Annotated in this window: 15 protein-coding genes; 11 read left to right on the top strand and 4 right to left on the bottom strand. The window is 40.9% G+C overall.

Annotated elements, in window-relative coordinates:
• The first annotated feature begins 568 nt into the window (after positions 1–568).
• Positions 569–1,984 (top strand): inorganic phosphate transporter, encoded by a 1,416-nt coding sequence (locus BLU33_RS04515; protein WP_091369770.1) that lies wholly within the window; start codon positions 569–571, stop codon positions 1,982–1,984.
• Positions 1,985–2,023: 39 nt separating this feature from the next.
• The gene (locus BLU33_RS04510; protein WP_091369768.1) at positions 2,024–2,845 is read left to right on the top strand and encodes a universal stress protein; all 822 of its coding nucleotides are present in this window, start codon (positions 2,024–2,026) and stop codon (positions 2,843–2,845) included.
• A 194-nt stretch (positions 2,846–3,039) separates the two neighbouring features.
• Here BLU33_RS04510 and BLU33_RS04505 read toward each other — a convergent pair whose 3' ends face one another.
• Positions 3,040–3,711 (bottom strand): lipid-binding SYLF domain-containing protein, encoded by a 672-nt coding sequence (locus BLU33_RS04505; protein ID WP_091380178.1) that lies wholly within the window; start codon positions 3,709–3,711, stop codon positions 3,040–3,042.
• 199 nt (positions 3,712–3,910) lie between these two features.
• On the opposite strand from BLU33_RS04505, the gene BLU33_RS04500 reads away from it, so the two are divergent.
• Positions 3,911–4,894 carry a LuxE/PaaK family acyltransferase gene (locus tag BLU33_RS04500; protein WP_091369766.1) on the top strand — a complete coding sequence of 328 codons (984 nt, stop codon included), beginning with the start codon at positions 3,911–3,913 and terminating at the stop codon, positions 4,892–4,894.
• A 58-nt stretch (positions 4,895–4,952) separates the two neighbouring features.
• Positions 4,953–5,615 (top strand): PH domain-containing protein, encoded by a 663-nt coding sequence (locus BLU33_RS04495; RefSeq protein WP_091369764.1) that lies wholly within the window; start codon positions 4,953–4,955, stop codon positions 5,613–5,615.
• A gap of 85 nt (positions 5,616–5,700) precedes the next feature.
• Here the strand turns inward: BLU33_RS04495 and BLU33_RS04490 are convergent, their stop codons facing one another.
• Genes BLU33_RS04490 through tyrS form a run of 3 tightly spaced genes read right to left on the bottom strand, consistent with a single transcriptional unit; the run spans position 5,701 to position 7,971 of the window.
• The gene (locus BLU33_RS04490) at positions 5,701–6,153 is read right to left on the bottom strand and encodes an RES family NAD+ phosphorylase (RefSeq protein WP_091369763.1); all 453 of its coding nucleotides are present in this window, start codon (positions 6,151–6,153) and stop codon (positions 5,701–5,703) included.
• Positions 6,153–6,650 (bottom strand): type II RES/Xre toxin-antitoxin system antitoxin, encoded by a 498-nt coding sequence (gene parS / locus BLU33_RS04485; RefSeq protein WP_091369761.1) that lies wholly within the window; start codon positions 6,648–6,650, stop codon positions 6,153–6,155. The genes BLU33_RS04490 and parS overlap by 1 nt, the downstream gene beginning before the upstream one ends.
• 37 nt (positions 6,651–6,687) lie before the next feature.
• Positions 6,688–7,971 carry a tyrosine--tRNA ligase gene (gene tyrS, locus BLU33_RS04480; RefSeq protein WP_091369759.1) on the bottom strand — a complete coding sequence of 428 codons (1,284 nt, stop codon included), beginning with the start codon at positions 7,969–7,971 and terminating at the stop codon, positions 6,688–6,690.
• 140 nt (positions 7,972–8,111) lie between these two features.
• Here tyrS and BLU33_RS04475 point away from each other — a divergent pair, with 140 nt between their 5' ends.
• From BLU33_RS04475 to BLU33_RS04440, 7 genes are all read left to right on the top strand, one after another.
• Positions 8,112–8,783 (top strand): hypothetical protein, encoded by a 672-nt coding sequence (locus tag BLU33_RS04475; RefSeq protein WP_091369757.1) that lies wholly within the window; start codon positions 8,112–8,114, stop codon positions 8,781–8,783.
• Positions 8,784–8,834: 51 nt separating this feature from the next.
• Positions 8,835–9,260 (top strand): lipocalin family protein, encoded by a 426-nt coding sequence (locus BLU33_RS04470; protein WP_091369755.1) that lies wholly within the window; start codon positions 8,835–8,837, stop codon positions 9,258–9,260.
• 181 nt (positions 9,261–9,441) lie between these two features.
• A complete protein-coding gene (gene rpsA / locus BLU33_RS04465) occupies positions 9,442–11,409 on the top strand; it encodes a 30S ribosomal protein S1 (protein WP_091380174.1) in 1,968 nt (655 codons plus the stop codon).
• Positions 11,410–11,478: 69 nt separating this feature from the next.
• Entirely contained in the window at positions 11,479–11,874 is a 396-nt protein-coding gene (locus BLU33_RS04460; RefSeq protein WP_091369753.1) for an ACT domain-containing protein, read from the top strand.
• Positions 11,875–12,549: 675 nt separating this feature from the next.
• Positions 12,550–13,095, top strand: a complete 546-nt coding sequence (gene pyrR / locus BLU33_RS04450; RefSeq protein WP_091369748.1) for a bifunctional pyr operon transcriptional regulator/uracil phosphoribosyltransferase PyrR — start codon at positions 12,550–12,552, stop codon at positions 13,093–13,095.
• Between the two features lie 137 nt (positions 13,096–13,232).
• Complete coding sequence (locus BLU33_RS04445; RefSeq protein WP_091369745.1) at positions 13,233–14,159, top strand: aspartate carbamoyltransferase catalytic subunit; 927 nt, start codon at positions 13,233–13,235, stop codon at positions 14,157–14,159.
• A 40-nt stretch (positions 14,160–14,199) separates the two neighbouring features.
• On the top strand, positions 14,200–15,636 hold the full coding sequence (locus tag BLU33_RS04440) for a serine hydrolase domain-containing protein (RefSeq protein ID WP_157682044.1): 1,437 nt from the start codon (positions 14,200–14,202) through the stop codon (positions 15,634–15,636).
• The last annotated feature ends 195 nt before the right edge of the window (positions 15,637–15,831 follow it).

The raw sequence follows: 15,831 nt of genomic DNA, 5'->3' as shown, positions 1-15,831 counted from the left end.
GGAAATAGAAAAAGAAAAAAAGCGTAGGCCCTGACAACAAGGGCGGGCCAGCGTAGAGGCGGGAATGCCGGTTTAGCTTTTTGTGTGATGTAAGGTACGAAGTACCGAACAGCGAAAAAAGCGTGAAGAACCGGCAGGGCGGGTGGAAGCATCCCTTGTTGTCTTGATTTTTTGGTTCTTTTGTATCAAGACAAAAGAACTAGTGTCGTGTCAATCATAAAATGTCGCTAGTCATGAGCCTAAAGTCTTGAGTCAAAATTCAAAAAGAACGAAATATGGCTTTAGACTTACGACTAAAGACTGTTGACATGACACTAGGGCTCCGCGCCCATGAGCCGCTTCATGCGACTCAATAGACAAACCACAAGCTCTGTATAGCTTAAATATTGCTTCGTTCCTCGCAATGATGCGCGAAGAAATTTCAATCATTCACAATCCCCTAACATAACAAAAAGGATAACATAACAATTTGATAATCTGCAATATTCGCAAAGTACACGGCATATCTATTTCTTTGGTTAATCAATCAAAAGTATCACCATTACTCCCCTAAAAAAACTAGAAAATTATGCTCCATGTATTAAATGCAATTACTTTACCTCTCATTGGTGACGTCAATTTAAGTACTTCGCTGCTTATTGTTTTCATGATCTGTTTACTGGCAGTGGTAGGCTTTGAATTTGTTAACGGTTTTCATGATACCGCTAACGCCGTAGCGACAGTAATCTACACAAAAGCATTAAAACCGGTTTATGCTATCCCGTGGTCGGGCACATTTAACTTCCTTGGTGTGTTCCTGGGTGGTGTGGCTGTAGCTATGGGTATACTTAAGCTGTTACCGCTTGATGAGCTCATGAAACTGCCCGTTAGCGTAGGTGCCTGTATGGTACTGGCCGTGTTAATCGCTTCTATTGTTTGGAATTTAGGCACATGGTATTTGGGTATCCCGTGTTCAAGCTCACATACATTGATTGGTGCCATGATCGGCGCCAGTATCGCGTTTACTTGGTACTATGGTGGCGCAGGTGTAAACTGGGATAAGGCAAAAGAGATAGGTTTATCATTAATTTTATCACCCCTTATCGGCTTTGGTGCTGCAGCGGGCTTAATGTACCTGCTTATCCACGTTATAAAATGGAAAGCGTTATTTCACATCCCGAAAGGTGAAAATGATACGCCGCCGATAGTGATTCGTTTATTGCTGATCACTACCTGTACGCTGGTAAGCTTTTTCCATGGCAGTAACGACGGACAAAAAGGTGTAGGCTTATTAATGCTGATCCTGATCGCATTTGTACCTGCAAAATTCGCGGTTAACCACGCTATACCGAACGATAAAATATTGCTATCATTAAACAATACCGAACAGGTATTGAGCAGAACAACAGCAACCGGAGCATCACAAGCTTTAATATTAACTACCGATTCAGCTATTGAAAAAGCCAAAACACAGTTGGCAGACAAGGTTGATACCGTTAAGACCTACAAATTCCGTAAGGAAATTAAAGCTGTTAGTAAAGGTATTACAGCTATATTAAGCTCAAAGGATATAAAACTGGTGGATCAGGACAGAGCAACAATTACCGCTGCATCCAAACAAATTACCGGTATTACTGATTTTGCACCGATATGGGTTATTGCCACTATATCTATTTCACTGGGTATTGGCACCATGGTAGGCTGGAAACGTATTGTTGTAACTATTGGCGAAAAAATAGGTAATGAGCACTTAAATTATGCCCAGGGTGCATCGTCTGAATTAGTTGCTGCCGCGACTATAGGCTTAAGTTCAAGCTTTGGTTTGCCGGTGAGTACTACGCACGTACTATCAAGCGGTATTGCTGGTTCTATGATGGCATCGGGTGGTAAAGGTAACCTGAACAGTAAAACATTGAAAAATATAGCTTTAGCATGGATATTAACTTTGCCGGTAGCTATAATTTTAGCACTTTTATTATTTATGTTCTTCCATTTATTTATATAACAGTTAATCAGCAAATTTCACATTAAATCTATTTAGACAATGAAACAAATATTGGTTGCAAGTGATTTTTCGAGTGCCGCAGGCAACGCTATGGAATATGCCATGAGCTTAGCTAAAGTATTAGAGATGGAAGTATGTGTAATACATGCCATAGGCCCAACAGAAGGGGTTAACAACAATACTTACGCTGCTATTTTTATTGATGATTACTATAATAATAAAAGACAAGCCCTTAAAGAATGGGCCGCGAAATATTCAGATAAGGACGAATACAAGGATATCGAAGTAAACACCGTTTGCGGTGTAGGATTCCTTAAAAGTGTTATAGGTAAATATATTGATGAGCACCATGTAGAAATACTGGTTATGGGGATCACCGGGGCTACCGGCATTACAGGTATTGTTGGCAGTAACGTAAGTGCAGTAGTTTCTGTAGTTAAAATTCCTACATTGATCATTCCGCTGGAAAGTAAATTCGCCAACGAACCTACCATCACTCTTGCCACAGATTACGAAACCAGGTTATCGGCACATGATGTAAATGCGCTGAATGAAATGGTGAGCGCCTTAGGTTCTGAAAAAATGCAGGTACTGTATGTTGCTGAAAAAGCCGACATCAAACGTATTGAAGCTGAAGAAAGCAGGCTCAGATCATTAATAAAAAACACCGAACTGGAGTTTAATTACCTCAATAACAGTCGCCCGTTGAATGGCATAATGGAATTTGTTGAAAAGAACGATACAGATATCCTTTGCCTGGTAAAACATCATCATAATATTGTTTACCGCCTGTTTAACCGCAGCACTGTAAACCAGGTGATGAATAAATCAGTAAAGGCGATATTGGTATTGCATGAGTAATTATCAGATGGCACTATAAACTTAACCTTTCATATCAAGGAGCTGCAATTGCAGCTCCTTTTGTTTTTGATCATATTTGATTTCTATCACATCAATTTTGAGGGATGAGAATAACCGGCCACAGACGAGTACCAACAATAAATGCCCGGCTGCAAACAACCGGGCATTTATATTTTTAAATCTAAAATTTATGCTTACATACCAGCCAGCGTAGTTTTTAATGCAACTATGCTTTCATTTTTGCTTTTGCCATAAGCAAACAGATCCTGTGAGGTAAAGGCGGGGCCATAAAAATTGGCATCGGCGCTTTTATCAATACTCAGGTTTGAGCCATTAATACTTATACCGGCAAACAAACCGCGGCTCCGTGAATAGGAATAAACTTCGGCCTCCAGTTTATAATCCGTATTAGCTGAGGTACTGCGGCCAACCGGACCAGCTGCTGCTGATACATCACCACCAATGGTAAAATCGCCATTTTTAACTTTGGTAAGCGCACCGCTGTGGCGAAATACCAACACCAGGTCGATAGATTGGACGCCTGCCTGGAAACCTACACTGCCACCGGTTAGGGTGATAAATACCGGATCGCTCCATTTGCCGTTTGGCAAACGCACTATGGCAATGCCCTTACCGCGCTTACCGCCGATACCAAAACTGGCGTTTATCAGGCCGGGGATAATGACAATACCTTTGTATGTTGCGATCAGCTCATGCGGGATGCTCTCTTTCATACCGCGAAAGGTTTTTAATACCTCCGTTGCTTTATTTACCCTTTCTGTTTCTTTACTAACATCAGTTGCTGACGCAAATACGATGAATAAGCTCAGCAAGAGTGGGATTCCTAAAATTTTTAATGTTTTCATGGCTGTGATAATTAATTTTTGTTTAATAGATGTACTTGTACAACCCTGAAATGCAGGCAATTGTTTGTAAAAAAGAGTCAGGAATTAAGAATCAAGAGTCATGATATTTAGTTCGAGGTTCGTGTGGCAGGGTTCGTGGCTTGAAGCTTCTTGATTCCTGACTCTTGATTCTTGACTCTCTTCCCTATCTTTGCCAATAATGAATTTGACTAAAGAGCAAGTATTTTCTATTAACAGCGACGAACAGTTTAGCAATGTTGCCATGCAAGTGTTCAGGCATCAGGCTACAGCATGTGTTGTTTACCGCGAGTTTATTGAGGGGATGAGGATTGATGTTAAGGGTGTTCAGCACGTTGATGATATTCCTTTTCTGCCTATTGAGTTCTTTAAATCGCATACCATAGTAAGCAATAATGATGCGATACAGGTTACATTTACCAGCTCGGGTACAACGGGCATGATTACCAGCCGGCACCCGGTTACTGATGTAAGCTGGTATGAAGCCAGTTTCCGCAAGGCGTTCGAGTTGTTTTATGGCGATATTAAAAACTATACCGTACTGGCCCTGCTGCCCTCCTACCTGGAACGTGAAGGCTCATCGCTCATTTATATGGCCGAAGACCTGATCAAGCAATCAAACAACTCCGATAGCGGTTTCTTTTTGTATAATCATGATGAGCTTTATCATCAGCTTAAAAAACAGCAGCAAAATAAAAGGCCCACCTTATTAATTGGCGTAACCTTTGCTTTGCTCGATTTTGTTGAACAATATCAAATCAACTTTCCCGAACTAATAGTAATGGAAACCGGCGGCATGAAGGGCAAACGCAAAGAAATGATCCGTGAAGAACTGCACGAGCAACTATGCAAAGGCTTTGGCGTTGATGCTATCCATTCCGAATACGGCATGACGGAGCTTTTATCGCAAGCTTACTCCACGGGCAGCGGCATATTCAACTGCCCGCCATGGATGTGCATCATCACCCGCGATACTAACGACCCGGTTACTCTGATTAAGGATGATAAGGCAGGTGGCATCAATATCATCGATCTTGCGAATATCAACTCATGCTCGTTCCTGGCCACACAGGACCTGGGTAAAGTTTATACCGATGGCTCGTTTGAGGTATTGGGGAGGTTTGATAATGCCGATATCCGTGGCTGTAATTTACTGATCGCGTAAAACTTAACCTGTAAATAACATAATATTCTTATTTTTGCAGCATAATAACAGCAATACTATGATCGAGAATTTTTTGAAAGACGAGCAGGACCCAAAAGCAGTTGAGAAAATTTACCTGCGTTTAGTCGACCTGCTTACTACCGGCGAAGAGATATTATACATAGCAGTTCAAAAAAAACCACTGGTAAATTTATTGCCCGATTGTATAGCGCTTACCAACAAACGCGTATTGTTTTTTACGCCTGCAAATCTGGGCCTATCCATAAAATTTGTTGATTTTGTGTGGAAGGATATAATTGACGTATATACCAAGGAAGAGATCATAGGCGCTATTTTCAGCGTAAAAACAACAAACGGTGCAGAAATGGGTGTTGATTACCTGCCAAAGGTACAGGCCCGCAAATTATACCAATACGCACAGGATCGTAAGGAATCAGAGCGTGAAGCCCGCCGCCTGCGCGATCTGGAAGAAAAACGTGCAGAATCAGGCGCGGTACAGTTTGAAACACCTGCTGTAGCCGCCTATCAGCCAGTAGCACAACAAGCACCTGTAGCTGCTCCGGCACCAGCGCCTATAGTACACGACGAACCCGTTGTAGTAACACCAAAGCCTGATGAGCTAACCGAAAAGCTAAAAAAATTAAGGAGTCTGTTTGATAACGGCCTCATCTCGCAGGAAGAGTATAACGCTAAGAAACTGGAACTACTGAGCGACTTATAGTCATTGGTTCATTAGTTCACTGGTTCATTGGCGTGCTAGTTATTGAGGCAAAAGGTATCAATGAACTAGTGAACTAATGAACCAATCAGACCAACCTTTTATCAAAAGTAAACAGTTCCTTGCTGATCACTTTCACTTTCTTCATATCAGGGTGCTGAATATTGAGCAGGTAGTTATATTCTGCAGGCACTATTGCCGATGGTACTTTTAATAACAGGTATTTGTTGGCAGCCAGGAAATCGTCACCTATCTTTTTTAATACCGTAGGCGGCTGCATAGCATTCCAGTTAGCGGGCAGATCTTTAGCTGCTAGCTGTACAATGCTGGTATCAGGCACTTCAATTGATACCAAATAATAGTTTTTAGGTTCTATTAATGCCGGCAGATGTACCAGCACCTCAAGCAAAGCCAACGACTGTGACGATGCCATGTAAATGGTCGCTTTGCCTTTACTATTCCACCGGCCTCCATACAAGCGGGCACCTGTTCCGCTCAAATCATCGGCATAAGCTTCTTTTGTAAGGCGGAATAGTGTCATCAGGCAAAAATACCATGCTCTATACGGCCCAGTTCGGTAAAAACCATATCAAAGCCGACAGAGGTATCTAAAAGAGCTAAAGGAGATTCACCATTAAAAATAATGCTGGGCGTTTTCATCCATATCTTAAAGTTATCAATAGAACCAAAAACTTCATTACCACGCGTATACAGGCGTGCAAGCTCAATAGCTTTTTCACTATACTCGGTTTTGATAACTTCATTATCATCATAGCGCTGTAAGGTACGCTCCGAGATATGCATAATACCGGCTAAATCCTGTATGGTTAAGGATATTTTCCGGGCTAAAGATAAGATAATCCGCTTAGGTAAGCCCTGACGTGCTAAGGTTACCATATCCTGATCAGACATGGACATTAAGCCGAAATTTCTTGCAGCCTCTCCCATTGTAGTGCTGAATATAGTACCAGTAATAGCATAGGCGACTTCTGGTTCACTAACTACAAAACTTTCAATATGTTTTTTCTTATCAGACATTTATCCAAATTTACATACCTTTTGTCGGTTTTACAAATTATTCAGCAATAATTAAAAAATAATTTTTCTTGCCTTTCTGCGCCACCAAAAATTTTCCATTGATTAATGCATCTGCCTGGTAAACATCATCTGCCGTACCTATTTTTTGCTTATTGATAGCAACGCCGCCGCCCTGTATCATCTTTTTAGCTTCGCCCTTTGATGCAAATACAGCAGTTTTCCCGGCCAATAGTTCAGTTGCATTTATACCTTCTATCAATTCGCTTTTTGCGATAGTAAAATTAGGTACACCTTCAAACAAACCGATCACCTCAGCATCATTCAATTCGTTCAAAAACTCAATCCCTGTATTACCGAATAAAAACTCTGATGATTTTATCGCTTTTTCATACTCAGCCTCGCCATGCACCCTTATGGTAATATCTTTAGCCAATGCCTTTTGTAAAGTACGTAAATGCGGTGCGGCATCCTGTTCAGTTTCAAGGGCAATAATAGTATCCTGATCAAACAGGGTAAATATCCTGATATAAGTCTTAGCATCAGCATCGCTAGTATTTAGCCAAAATTGGTAAAATTTATATGGCGATGTTTTCTCCGGGTCGAGCCAGATATTCCCGCCTTCGGTTTTACCGAATTTGGTACCATCCGACTTTTTAATTAACTGTGTAGTTAAAGCATAGGCTTCACCTGCATCTTTACGGCGGATCAGTTCAGTACCGGTAACAATATTACCCCACTGATCACTGCCGCCCATTTGCAGAACGCAATTCTTATTCTTCCACAAATAGTAAAAATCATAACCTTGCACCAATTGGTAAGTAAATTCCGTGAACGACATGCCGGTATCACCACTGATGCGGTTCTTCACCGAATCCTTGGCCATCATATAATTAACCGTAATATGCTTACCTACATCACGTATAAAATTCAGGAACGAAAATTCTTTGAACCAATCATAATTATTCACCATTTCGGCGCTATTGGCGGCGCTGTTAAAGTCTAAAAACTTCTCCAGTTGCTTTTGTATACCATTTAGGTTATGTTGTAATGTATCTTCAGATAATAAATTACGCTCGGCAGATTTACCCGATGGATCACCCACCATACCTGTGGCACCACCTACCAGCGCATATGGTTTATGCCCCGAGCGTTGAAAGTGGATCAAGGTCATGATCTGGGCCAAACTACCCACATGCAGTGAATCGGCAGTTGGGTCGAACCCTATATAACCTGATGCCATTCCTTTATTTAACAGTTCTTCGGTGCCGGGCATAATATCATGCAGCATGCCTCTCCAGCGTAATTCTTCAACAAAATTCATCGTATATACTATCCGTTTAAAGCGGACTGCAAATATAGCAGAATACTATAAAATCTCTTTTTTACTCTTCAATCAACATTCGTTAGCACAAATTTTTCGTATATTGGGTTAATTGGGGTATTTTGCAAGGGAAGCTATATATGAATTTTCTATCGCATTTTTATTTTGACCGGCATGTTACCAACTGTTACCATATACTGGGGACGGTACTGCCCGATCTGCTCAAAAATGCCGATAAAACCATCGTACTGCACCCTGAAAAACTGCATCACAGTAACGAATCAGTAAACGCCATCATCAAAGGATGGAACAAACATTTGGAGGTCGACCGCTACTTTCATTCCTCTGATTTCTTTCTAACCCGCTCGCACGAACTAAAAAAACTATTGCTGCCAGCTATTGAAGGCTCACCGGTAAAACCTTTCTTTTTAGGGCACATTGCTTTAGAACTGATACTGGATAACCTGCTTATCACCACTAATAAAATAACTGTTGATGATTTTTATGATCACATGGCAGGCTGCGACGATGCCGTTATACAAGAGTTTTTAACTTTTTCCGGCTTACAGGATACCAGTAAATTCTTTAAATTTTTCAACCGCTTTAAACAGGACGGTTACCTGCACACCTACTCCGAAACCCCTAAAATAGCCTATGCCTTGAAAAGGATCTGTATGCGGGTATGGGATGATCCTTTTACAGATGAGCATGAGACAGAAATAAACGAAGTTGTTGTTGATTACCGCGAGCAGATATATGATGATTTTATGCTGATTTTTGATGAGATAGATGGGAAATTATCAGAAAACTAATTCTAATCACCCATATTTTTTATATTGGCAGACTAAAAATCATATCACATAATGAAGAAGTTTCCTTTGTATACTATCCTGACGGTTATAATATTTTTTATCTCCTGTAAAAAGGATTCCAATTCAGTAAATAAAGCTTCTATAATCGGAAAGTGGTATTGGGTTGAACAAACTTATACAAGCTATACCAACAATGTATTAACAAGCACTCAGGACTATACAACTACTTTGGATCCTACTAGTTATTTTGAGTTTGATGCAAATGGAGTATTTATTGAAAAACCGCAAGACTCAATGAACGTGCTTGATTCCGGCCAATATCATATTGCAGGAGACAGCTTATATTTAAAAAGAAACATTGATACACGTACTACTTCGTATGATATTAAAAAACTTACGTCTACAAGCCTGGTAATTTATTCTTTCTCAAATGAACCTCCATATAGCGGCAGTCTGGAATATACAATGAAGCGGTAATTACTATAAAAACCTTATAACATACTCATTAATATAATAAAACATCTATCACAATTAAACTTTTCTATCAAAATCACCTAAAAATCAGCATTTAACAATAAAAATATTTTTTTGTACCAAAATTATATCCGTACCTTTGCAGTCCCAATTAGAAAATTGGGAAAAGGAGAAAAATTATTTAATGGCAAAAAAACAAGAAGCAGAAAAAGAATTAAAAGCAAAAGAGGCTGAACTGGGAACAGTTACCGCACCTACTGCAGAAAAAGAGACTATCGAGTCAGAAGCTGATTCGATCTCTATTGAAGACATCAAGTCACAAATTGCAATTACCCCCGACGCAGATTTCGATTGGGATGCAGATGACAAGAAGTTTGGCAATTACAGCGACACTGATCGTGAGAAATTAGAGAAACTTTATGATGGCACTTTCAGCTCTATCACTAAAGGCGAGATCATCACCGGTACAGTTGTAAATGTTAACAGCAAAGATGTGGTATTAAACGTAGGCTTTAAGTCTGACGGTTTAGTATCAGTTTCTGAATTCCGTGATACACCTGATCTGAAGATCGGTGATACAGTTGAAGTTTTTGTTGAATCACAGGAAGATGCTAACGGACAGTTAGTACTTTCACGTAAACGCGCGAAAACTCAAAAATCATGGGAGCGCATTAATTCAGCTTTAGATAATGATGAGATCATCACAGGTTTTGTTAAGAGCAGAACTAAAGGTGGTTTAATCGTTGATATTATGGGCGTTGAAGCCTTCTTACCAGGTTCACAGATCGACATTAAACCTATCAGGGATTATGACGTATATGTTGGTAAGACAATGGAATTCAAAGTTGTTAAGATCAACCACGAATTTAAAAACGTAGTAGTATCGCACAAAGTGCTGATCGAAGACGATTTGGAAAACCAAAAAACTGAGATCGTTGCCCGCCTTGAAAAAGGACAGGTACTTGAAGGAACCGTTAAAAACATTACCGACTTTGGTGTATTTATTGACCTTGGTGGTGTTGATGGTTTACTACACATTACAGATATTTCATGGGGCCGTATTGAGCACCCACGCGAAATCTTAGCATTAGATCAAAAAATCAACGTTGTTGTGCTTGATTTTGATGATGAGAAAAAACGTATCGCTCTTGGCTTAAAACAATTAACTCCACACCCTTGGCAGTCATTGGATGAAACCATCCAGATCGGCTCTAAGGTTAAGGGTAAAATTGTTACCGTTGCTGATTACGGCGCATTCTTAGAAATCATCCCGGGTGTTGAAGGTTTGATCCACGTGTCAGAAATGTCATGGTCTCAAAACTTACGCAATCCTCAGGAATTCCTTAAAGTTGGTGACGAGATTGAAGCACAAGTGTTAACACTTGACCGCGACGAGCGCAAAATGTCATTAGGTATTAAACAATTAACCCCAGATCCTTGGCAAAATGCTGCTGAACGTTACGCTGTTGGTACACAACACATAGCTACAGTTAAAAACATGACCAACTTTGGTGTATTTGTTGAGCTTGAAGATGGTATTGACGGATTGATCCACATCTCTGACCTTTCATGGTCTAAGAAAGTAAATCACCCTAACGAATTCACTAAAGTTGGTGAAAAATTAGACGTGGTTGTATTGGAACTTGATGTTGAAAACCGCAAATTAAGCTTAGGCCACAAACAGCTTGAAGAAAACCCTTGGGATACTTTTGAAACCATCTTCACTATTGACTCAATACATGAAGGTACCGTGTTAAAAGTAACTGAAAAAGGTGCTATCGTAGCTTTACCTTACGGTGTTGAAGGCTTCGCGCCAACCAAACACCTGGTTAAAGAAGACGGAAAGAGCTTAAAAGCTGAGGAAACTGCTGAATTCAAGATCATTGAATTTAACAAAGAAAACAAACGTATAGTTATTTCACACTCACGTATATGGGAAGAAGCTCGCGCTGATGCTCGTGTTCAGGAATTTGAAAACCGTAAAAAAGAAGCAAAATCTGCAACTAACGCGGTTAAGAAAGTGAAAGACTCGGTTGAAAAATCAACTTTAGGCGACCTTAGCGTACTTGCTCAGTTAAAAGAGCAAATGGAAGGTGCTGAAAGCAAAGCCCGCAAGGCTAAAAAATCAGAAACTGAAGACGAAGCCCAATAAGCTTTAGACACTAATATTCTGCAAGCCCTCATGATTTTATCATGGGGGCTTTTTTTATATATTTAAACCATGAACGGAGAAACCGATTTAAACATCTTGCTAAAAAACATGACACCCCTGCTGCATGATGGTGATTATGCTTTTTGTACGATATCCAGCCTGGCCAATATTGATATTAATGAGATCATAGCATCTTTCAAAGAAACCGAAGGCATAACCCTCATCCTTAAAAAAGAAACTGCAGATAGGCTTAAACTTGATTACAGCTATATAGCCGCCTGGATAACGCTAACCATACATTCTTCCCTCGAAGCTACCGGCTTAACCGCCGCATTCGCGACAGCACTGGCTAATGAAGGCATCAGCTGCAATGTTGTTGCTGCTTATTACCATGATCATATTTTTGTTGCAAAAAAAGATGCGGGGAGGGCGATGGTGGCGTTGGAAAGATTGGCAGGAGCATAGCAATCAAATCCTCTTACTTGTGTTGATTTCGTCCTTTGTTGATATTGTCATGCTGAGGAACGAAGCATCTATTATACATGCGGCAGATCATCGCTGACATATGAACGCGGATAGGTTCTTCGCTGTCGCTCAGAATGACAAGTTGATTTTGATCTGTATAGTTAGTGATAACTTCGTTCCTCGTAAAAAGATGTGGTGGAAAGGATTGTTTTCTTTTCCCCCGTCAGTAGAACAGCTTCGGACGAAATCAGGCAAAACGGTGGTGGCGTTGTGTGCAATGGCAAGGCATAACAGATTTTTACAGAAGGGTAAAGGCCAAGTGTGTAGCGACAGCAGGGTAAAAATATAGCAGCCCAGGTTTTGCCTGATTTGCAGGGCAGAGGCCTTGTGCGTAAAGAAGCCTAATCTACTGACTTGATTTTTTTGGTTACTTTTTGTATCAAGACAAAAAGTGACTTCTTAGCGAAAAGCGATTCGAAGCGATAAGTAAACCGCTATCCAGTTGCAAACTGAAAGATAATTCAGTACCCGACAGCATCGTCATCCGTAGGCTTCAGTTGCAAACTGAAGCCAGTGAAAATCCGCTTTACAATTACACCTTCATGACGTTTCTGTTAAATTGCAATTACCTATTTTCTAAAAAATTATTACCTTTGCCCAAATCCACCCCCAACGATGCAAAATCTTACACTGCTCGACGGTCAAAAGTTTCAGATCACTATTCAGCGTTTATGTCGTCAGTTAATTGAAAATCATAACGATTTCTCAGGCTCTGTACTTATCGGCATACAACCACGCGGCATTTATTTAGCCAAGCGTGTAGCTGAAGAATTACGCAAAATATTACCAGGCAAAACTATATTACAAGGCGACTTGGATATCACTTTCTATCGAGACGACTTCCGTCGTCGTGGCGAACAGCTGGTGCCTAATCAAACTAAAATAGACTTTATAATTGAAGGCAAAAAGGTAGTGATGATGGATGATGTGTTGTGGACGGGTCGCACCATCCGCGCTGCAATGGATGCTATGCTAGCCTTTGGTCGCCCTGAGAAGATTGAATTGTTAACATTGGTTGACCGCCGTTATTCAAGGCATATACCTGTGGCGGCAGATTATATAGGTATCGAGGTTGATTCCATCGCATCGCAAAAAGTTGTGGTAAGCTGGAAAGAAACCGATGGTGAGGATAAGATTGTTTTATTGTCGGAAGCAAAATAATTTGACTTCGGATTTCGGAATTTTGATTTCGGAATTGATATAAAACAGCAAGTCATCCTGAACTTGTTTCGGCATGACAGTGAAATAAAAAATAAATAAATCCGAATTCGAAATTCCGAATTCCGAAATAAATAAAAATGGCAGGACTAAGCACAAGGCACTTATTAGGTATAAAAGATCTGAACCCGGCGGATATTCAACTCATTTTTGAAACCGCTGATACATTTAAATCCGTTTTAAACCGTCCGATAAAGAAAGTCCCGTCGCTGCGTGATGTTACCATTGCCAATATATTTTTCGAAAACTCTACACGTACCCGCCTTTCATTTGAATTGGCCGAGAAACGCTTATCAGCCGATGTGGTAAACTTCGCGGCATCGTCATCATCCGTTAGCAAAGGCGAAACGCTGATTGATACCGTGAATAACATCCTGGCCATGAAAGTGGATATGGTGGTAATGCGCCATCCATACGCCGGTGCAGGCATCTTTTTATCAAAACACGTAAAAGCCCAGATAGTAAATGCCGGTGACGGCGCACACGAGCACCCTACCCAGGCTTTGCTCGACGCTTTCTCCATCCGCGAAAAATATGGCGACGTTGCAGGCAAAAAAGTAGTTATTGTGGGCGATATACTGCATTCACGTGTGGCGCTTTCGAACATACTATGTCTTAAACACCTGGGTGCGGAGGTAATGGTTTGCGGACCAACTACGCTTATCCCAAAATACATTGGCTCGTTAGGTGTAAAGGTGGAGCATAACCTGATAAAGGCCTTAAACTGGTGTGATGTAGCCAATATGCTACGCATACAGCTGGAGCGCCAGGATATTAAATACTTCCCATCCCTGCGTGAATACACCATGCTGTACGGGCTTAATAAACAAATCCTCGACTCACTTGATAAAGAGATAACCGTAATGCACCCCGGCCCTATCAACCGCGGTGTGGAAATCACCAGTGATGTAGCCGACAGCAAGCAATCCATCATCCTCGATCAGGTTGAAAATGGTGTGGCTATACGTATGGCAGTGCTATATTTGCTTGCCGGGCAAACTCCGTAAGCCAATATTTTTTTCGCATATTCGTTAAACATTAATGCGTATGAGATCAGCAAGAATTTTCGCTTTGGGATTGGTATGTTTATTATTGTCTATTTCCCTAAATACCATGGCCCAAAGCATTCAGCAGCAAAAAACTGATTCCGTATTTAAACAGGTTAAAAAGCAGTTTAATGCCCAACAGGCCGATTCGCTTTATGCCCTTGCCGGTGCCGAGCTTAAAAAAGCGCTCATTATTGAAGCCTTTAGGAACATAGCTAACAACCAGCTTTTCCCATTAGGCGCTATTAAACAATCAACGCTTATCAGCTTTGAGAATAACAAAATAGCTACTTATAAGCTGGTATTCAGTACAGGTATTGTATTGCAGCTATTAATGAGCCTGGATGATGAAGATAAGCTACAGGTATTCCTCTTTCAGCCTTATAAAAATCCGGTTGGCAGCAAACAGGTGCTCGCAGCTACATCAAACCCCTTAAAAACAATTACCGATAAAAGAGTTGATAGTGTGGCCCGCATCTACATACAAAAAGCAAATACAGTTGGCTTAAGCATTGGCGTATTTAAAGATGGCCAGATCAGCACTTATAATTACGGCGAAACAGCACTTGGCAATGGCAAGCTGCCTACCCCTAACACCATTTTCGAGATCGGTTCTATCACCAAAACATTTACAGCAACCATACTGGCTTATTATGTTAATGAGGGAAAGGTTAAATTAAACGATCCTATCACCAAATACCTGCCCGATTCTGTTGCCAAAAACCCCGAGCTAAAGGATATTACACTGCAAACATTAAGCAATCATACATCCGGTTTACCGAGCCTGCCCGATAATATTTCAGGACCGACAACCGATTCGCTTAACCCTTATAAGTATTATACCCAAAAACTATTGTACGCTTATCTTAAAACCTGCCATCTTAAAACCAAACCCGGCGAGGTATACTCCTACTCTAACATGGCGGTAGGCTTATTGGGCAATATTTTAGCACATATCAGTGGTAAAACCTATGAGCAACTGGTTGCCGAAATTATAACCGGGCCGCTAGCCATGAGTAGTACTGAACAGCGTTTAACGCCATTACTGGCTCAACGTTTTGCAACCGTGTATAACGAAGAGGGTAAGCCAACTCCTGCATGGAATTTTGATGCATTTGCCCCTTGCGGCGCATTAAGATCAACCGTTAATAACCTGCTGGTATATGCAAAAGCCAACATGGTTAAAAACGATACAAAGCTTTCAAAAGCATTTGAGTTAACCCACCAGATCACCTTTAATAAAGGTGTTAAAATAGGCCTGGGCTGGCACATCATCACTGTTAATAATGTGGATTATTATTTCCATAACGGCGGCACCTATGGCAGCAGCAGCTTCCTGGCTTTTAACGCGGAGAAAAACATTGCTATTGTAGTGCTATCTAACTGCGGCGAAAGCACGGATAATGTTGGTGTGGGGATATTAAAGAAATTACAGTAAACGTCGCCCATATTTTTCAATTCCCTCCCTACGGGAGGGGTGCGGCTGATTGTGTGGTGGCAGGGAGGGGTCTCTACGCCATATATACCGGATTAAACCCCTCCCCGCCCCTCCCGTTGGGAGGGAATCGCACAGGGCCCTTGCTTTTTTTTAGTGTGCACATATGATCTACAAAACAAAAAAGATCAGATCGAA

This window comes from Mucilaginibacter mallensis (genome assembly GCF_900105165.1).
Taxonomy (GTDB): domain Bacteria; phylum Bacteroidota; class Bacteroidia; order Sphingobacteriales; family Sphingobacteriaceae; genus Mucilaginibacter; species Mucilaginibacter mallensis.
The sequence above is the reverse complement of the archived record's forward strand: the minus strand, read 5'-3'. Positions and strand labels throughout refer to the sequence as shown.

Coding starts and splice junctions, on each gene's coding strand:
- BLU33_RS04515 (WP_091369770.1), top strand. CDS start 569: ATGCTCCATGTATTAAATGCAATTACTTTACCTCTCATTGGTGACGTC.
- BLU33_RS04510 (WP_091369768.1), top strand. CDS start 2,024: ATGAAACAAATATTGGTTGCAAGTGATTTTTCGAGTGCCGCAGGCAAC.
- BLU33_RS04505 (WP_091380178.1), bottom strand. CDS start 3,711: ATGAAAACATTAAAAATTTTAGGAATCCCACTCTTGCTGAGCTTATTC.
- BLU33_RS04500 (WP_091369766.1), top strand. CDS start 3,911: ATGAATTTGACTAAAGAGCAAGTATTTTCTATTAACAGCGACGAACAG.
- BLU33_RS04495 (WP_091369764.1), top strand. CDS start 4,953: ATGATCGAGAATTTTTTGAAAGACGAGCAGGACCCAAAAGCAGTTGAG.
- BLU33_RS04490 (WP_091369763.1), bottom strand. CDS start 6,153: ATGACACTATTCCGCCTTACAAAAGAAGCTTATGCCGATGATTTGAGC.
- parS (WP_091369761.1), bottom strand. CDS start 6,650: ATGTCTGATAAGAAAAAACATATTGAAAGTTTTGTAGTTAGTGAACCA.
- tyrS (WP_091369759.1), bottom strand. CDS start 7,971: ATGAATTTTGTTGAAGAATTACGCTGGAGAGGCATGCTGCATGATATT.
- BLU33_RS04475 (WP_091369757.1), top strand. CDS start 8,112: ATGAATTTTCTATCGCATTTTTATTTTGACCGGCATGTTACCAACTGT.
- BLU33_RS04470 (WP_091369755.1), top strand. CDS start 8,835: ATGAAGAAGTTTCCTTTGTATACTATCCTGACGGTTATAATATTTTTT.
- rpsA (WP_091380174.1), top strand. CDS start 9,442: ATGGCAAAAAAACAAGAAGCAGAAAAAGAATTAAAAGCAAAAGAGGCT.
- BLU33_RS04460 (WP_091369753.1), top strand. CDS start 11,479: ATGAACGGAGAAACCGATTTAAACATCTTGCTAAAAAACATGACACCC.
- pyrR (WP_091369748.1), top strand. CDS start 12,550: ATGCAAAATCTTACACTGCTCGACGGTCAAAAGTTTCAGATCACTATT.
- BLU33_RS04445 (WP_091369745.1), top strand. CDS start 13,233: ATGGCAGGACTAAGCACAAGGCACTTATTAGGTATAAAAGATCTGAAC.
- BLU33_RS04440 (WP_157682044.1), top strand. CDS start 14,200: ATGAGATCAGCAAGAATTTTCGCTTTGGGATTGGTATGTTTATTATTG.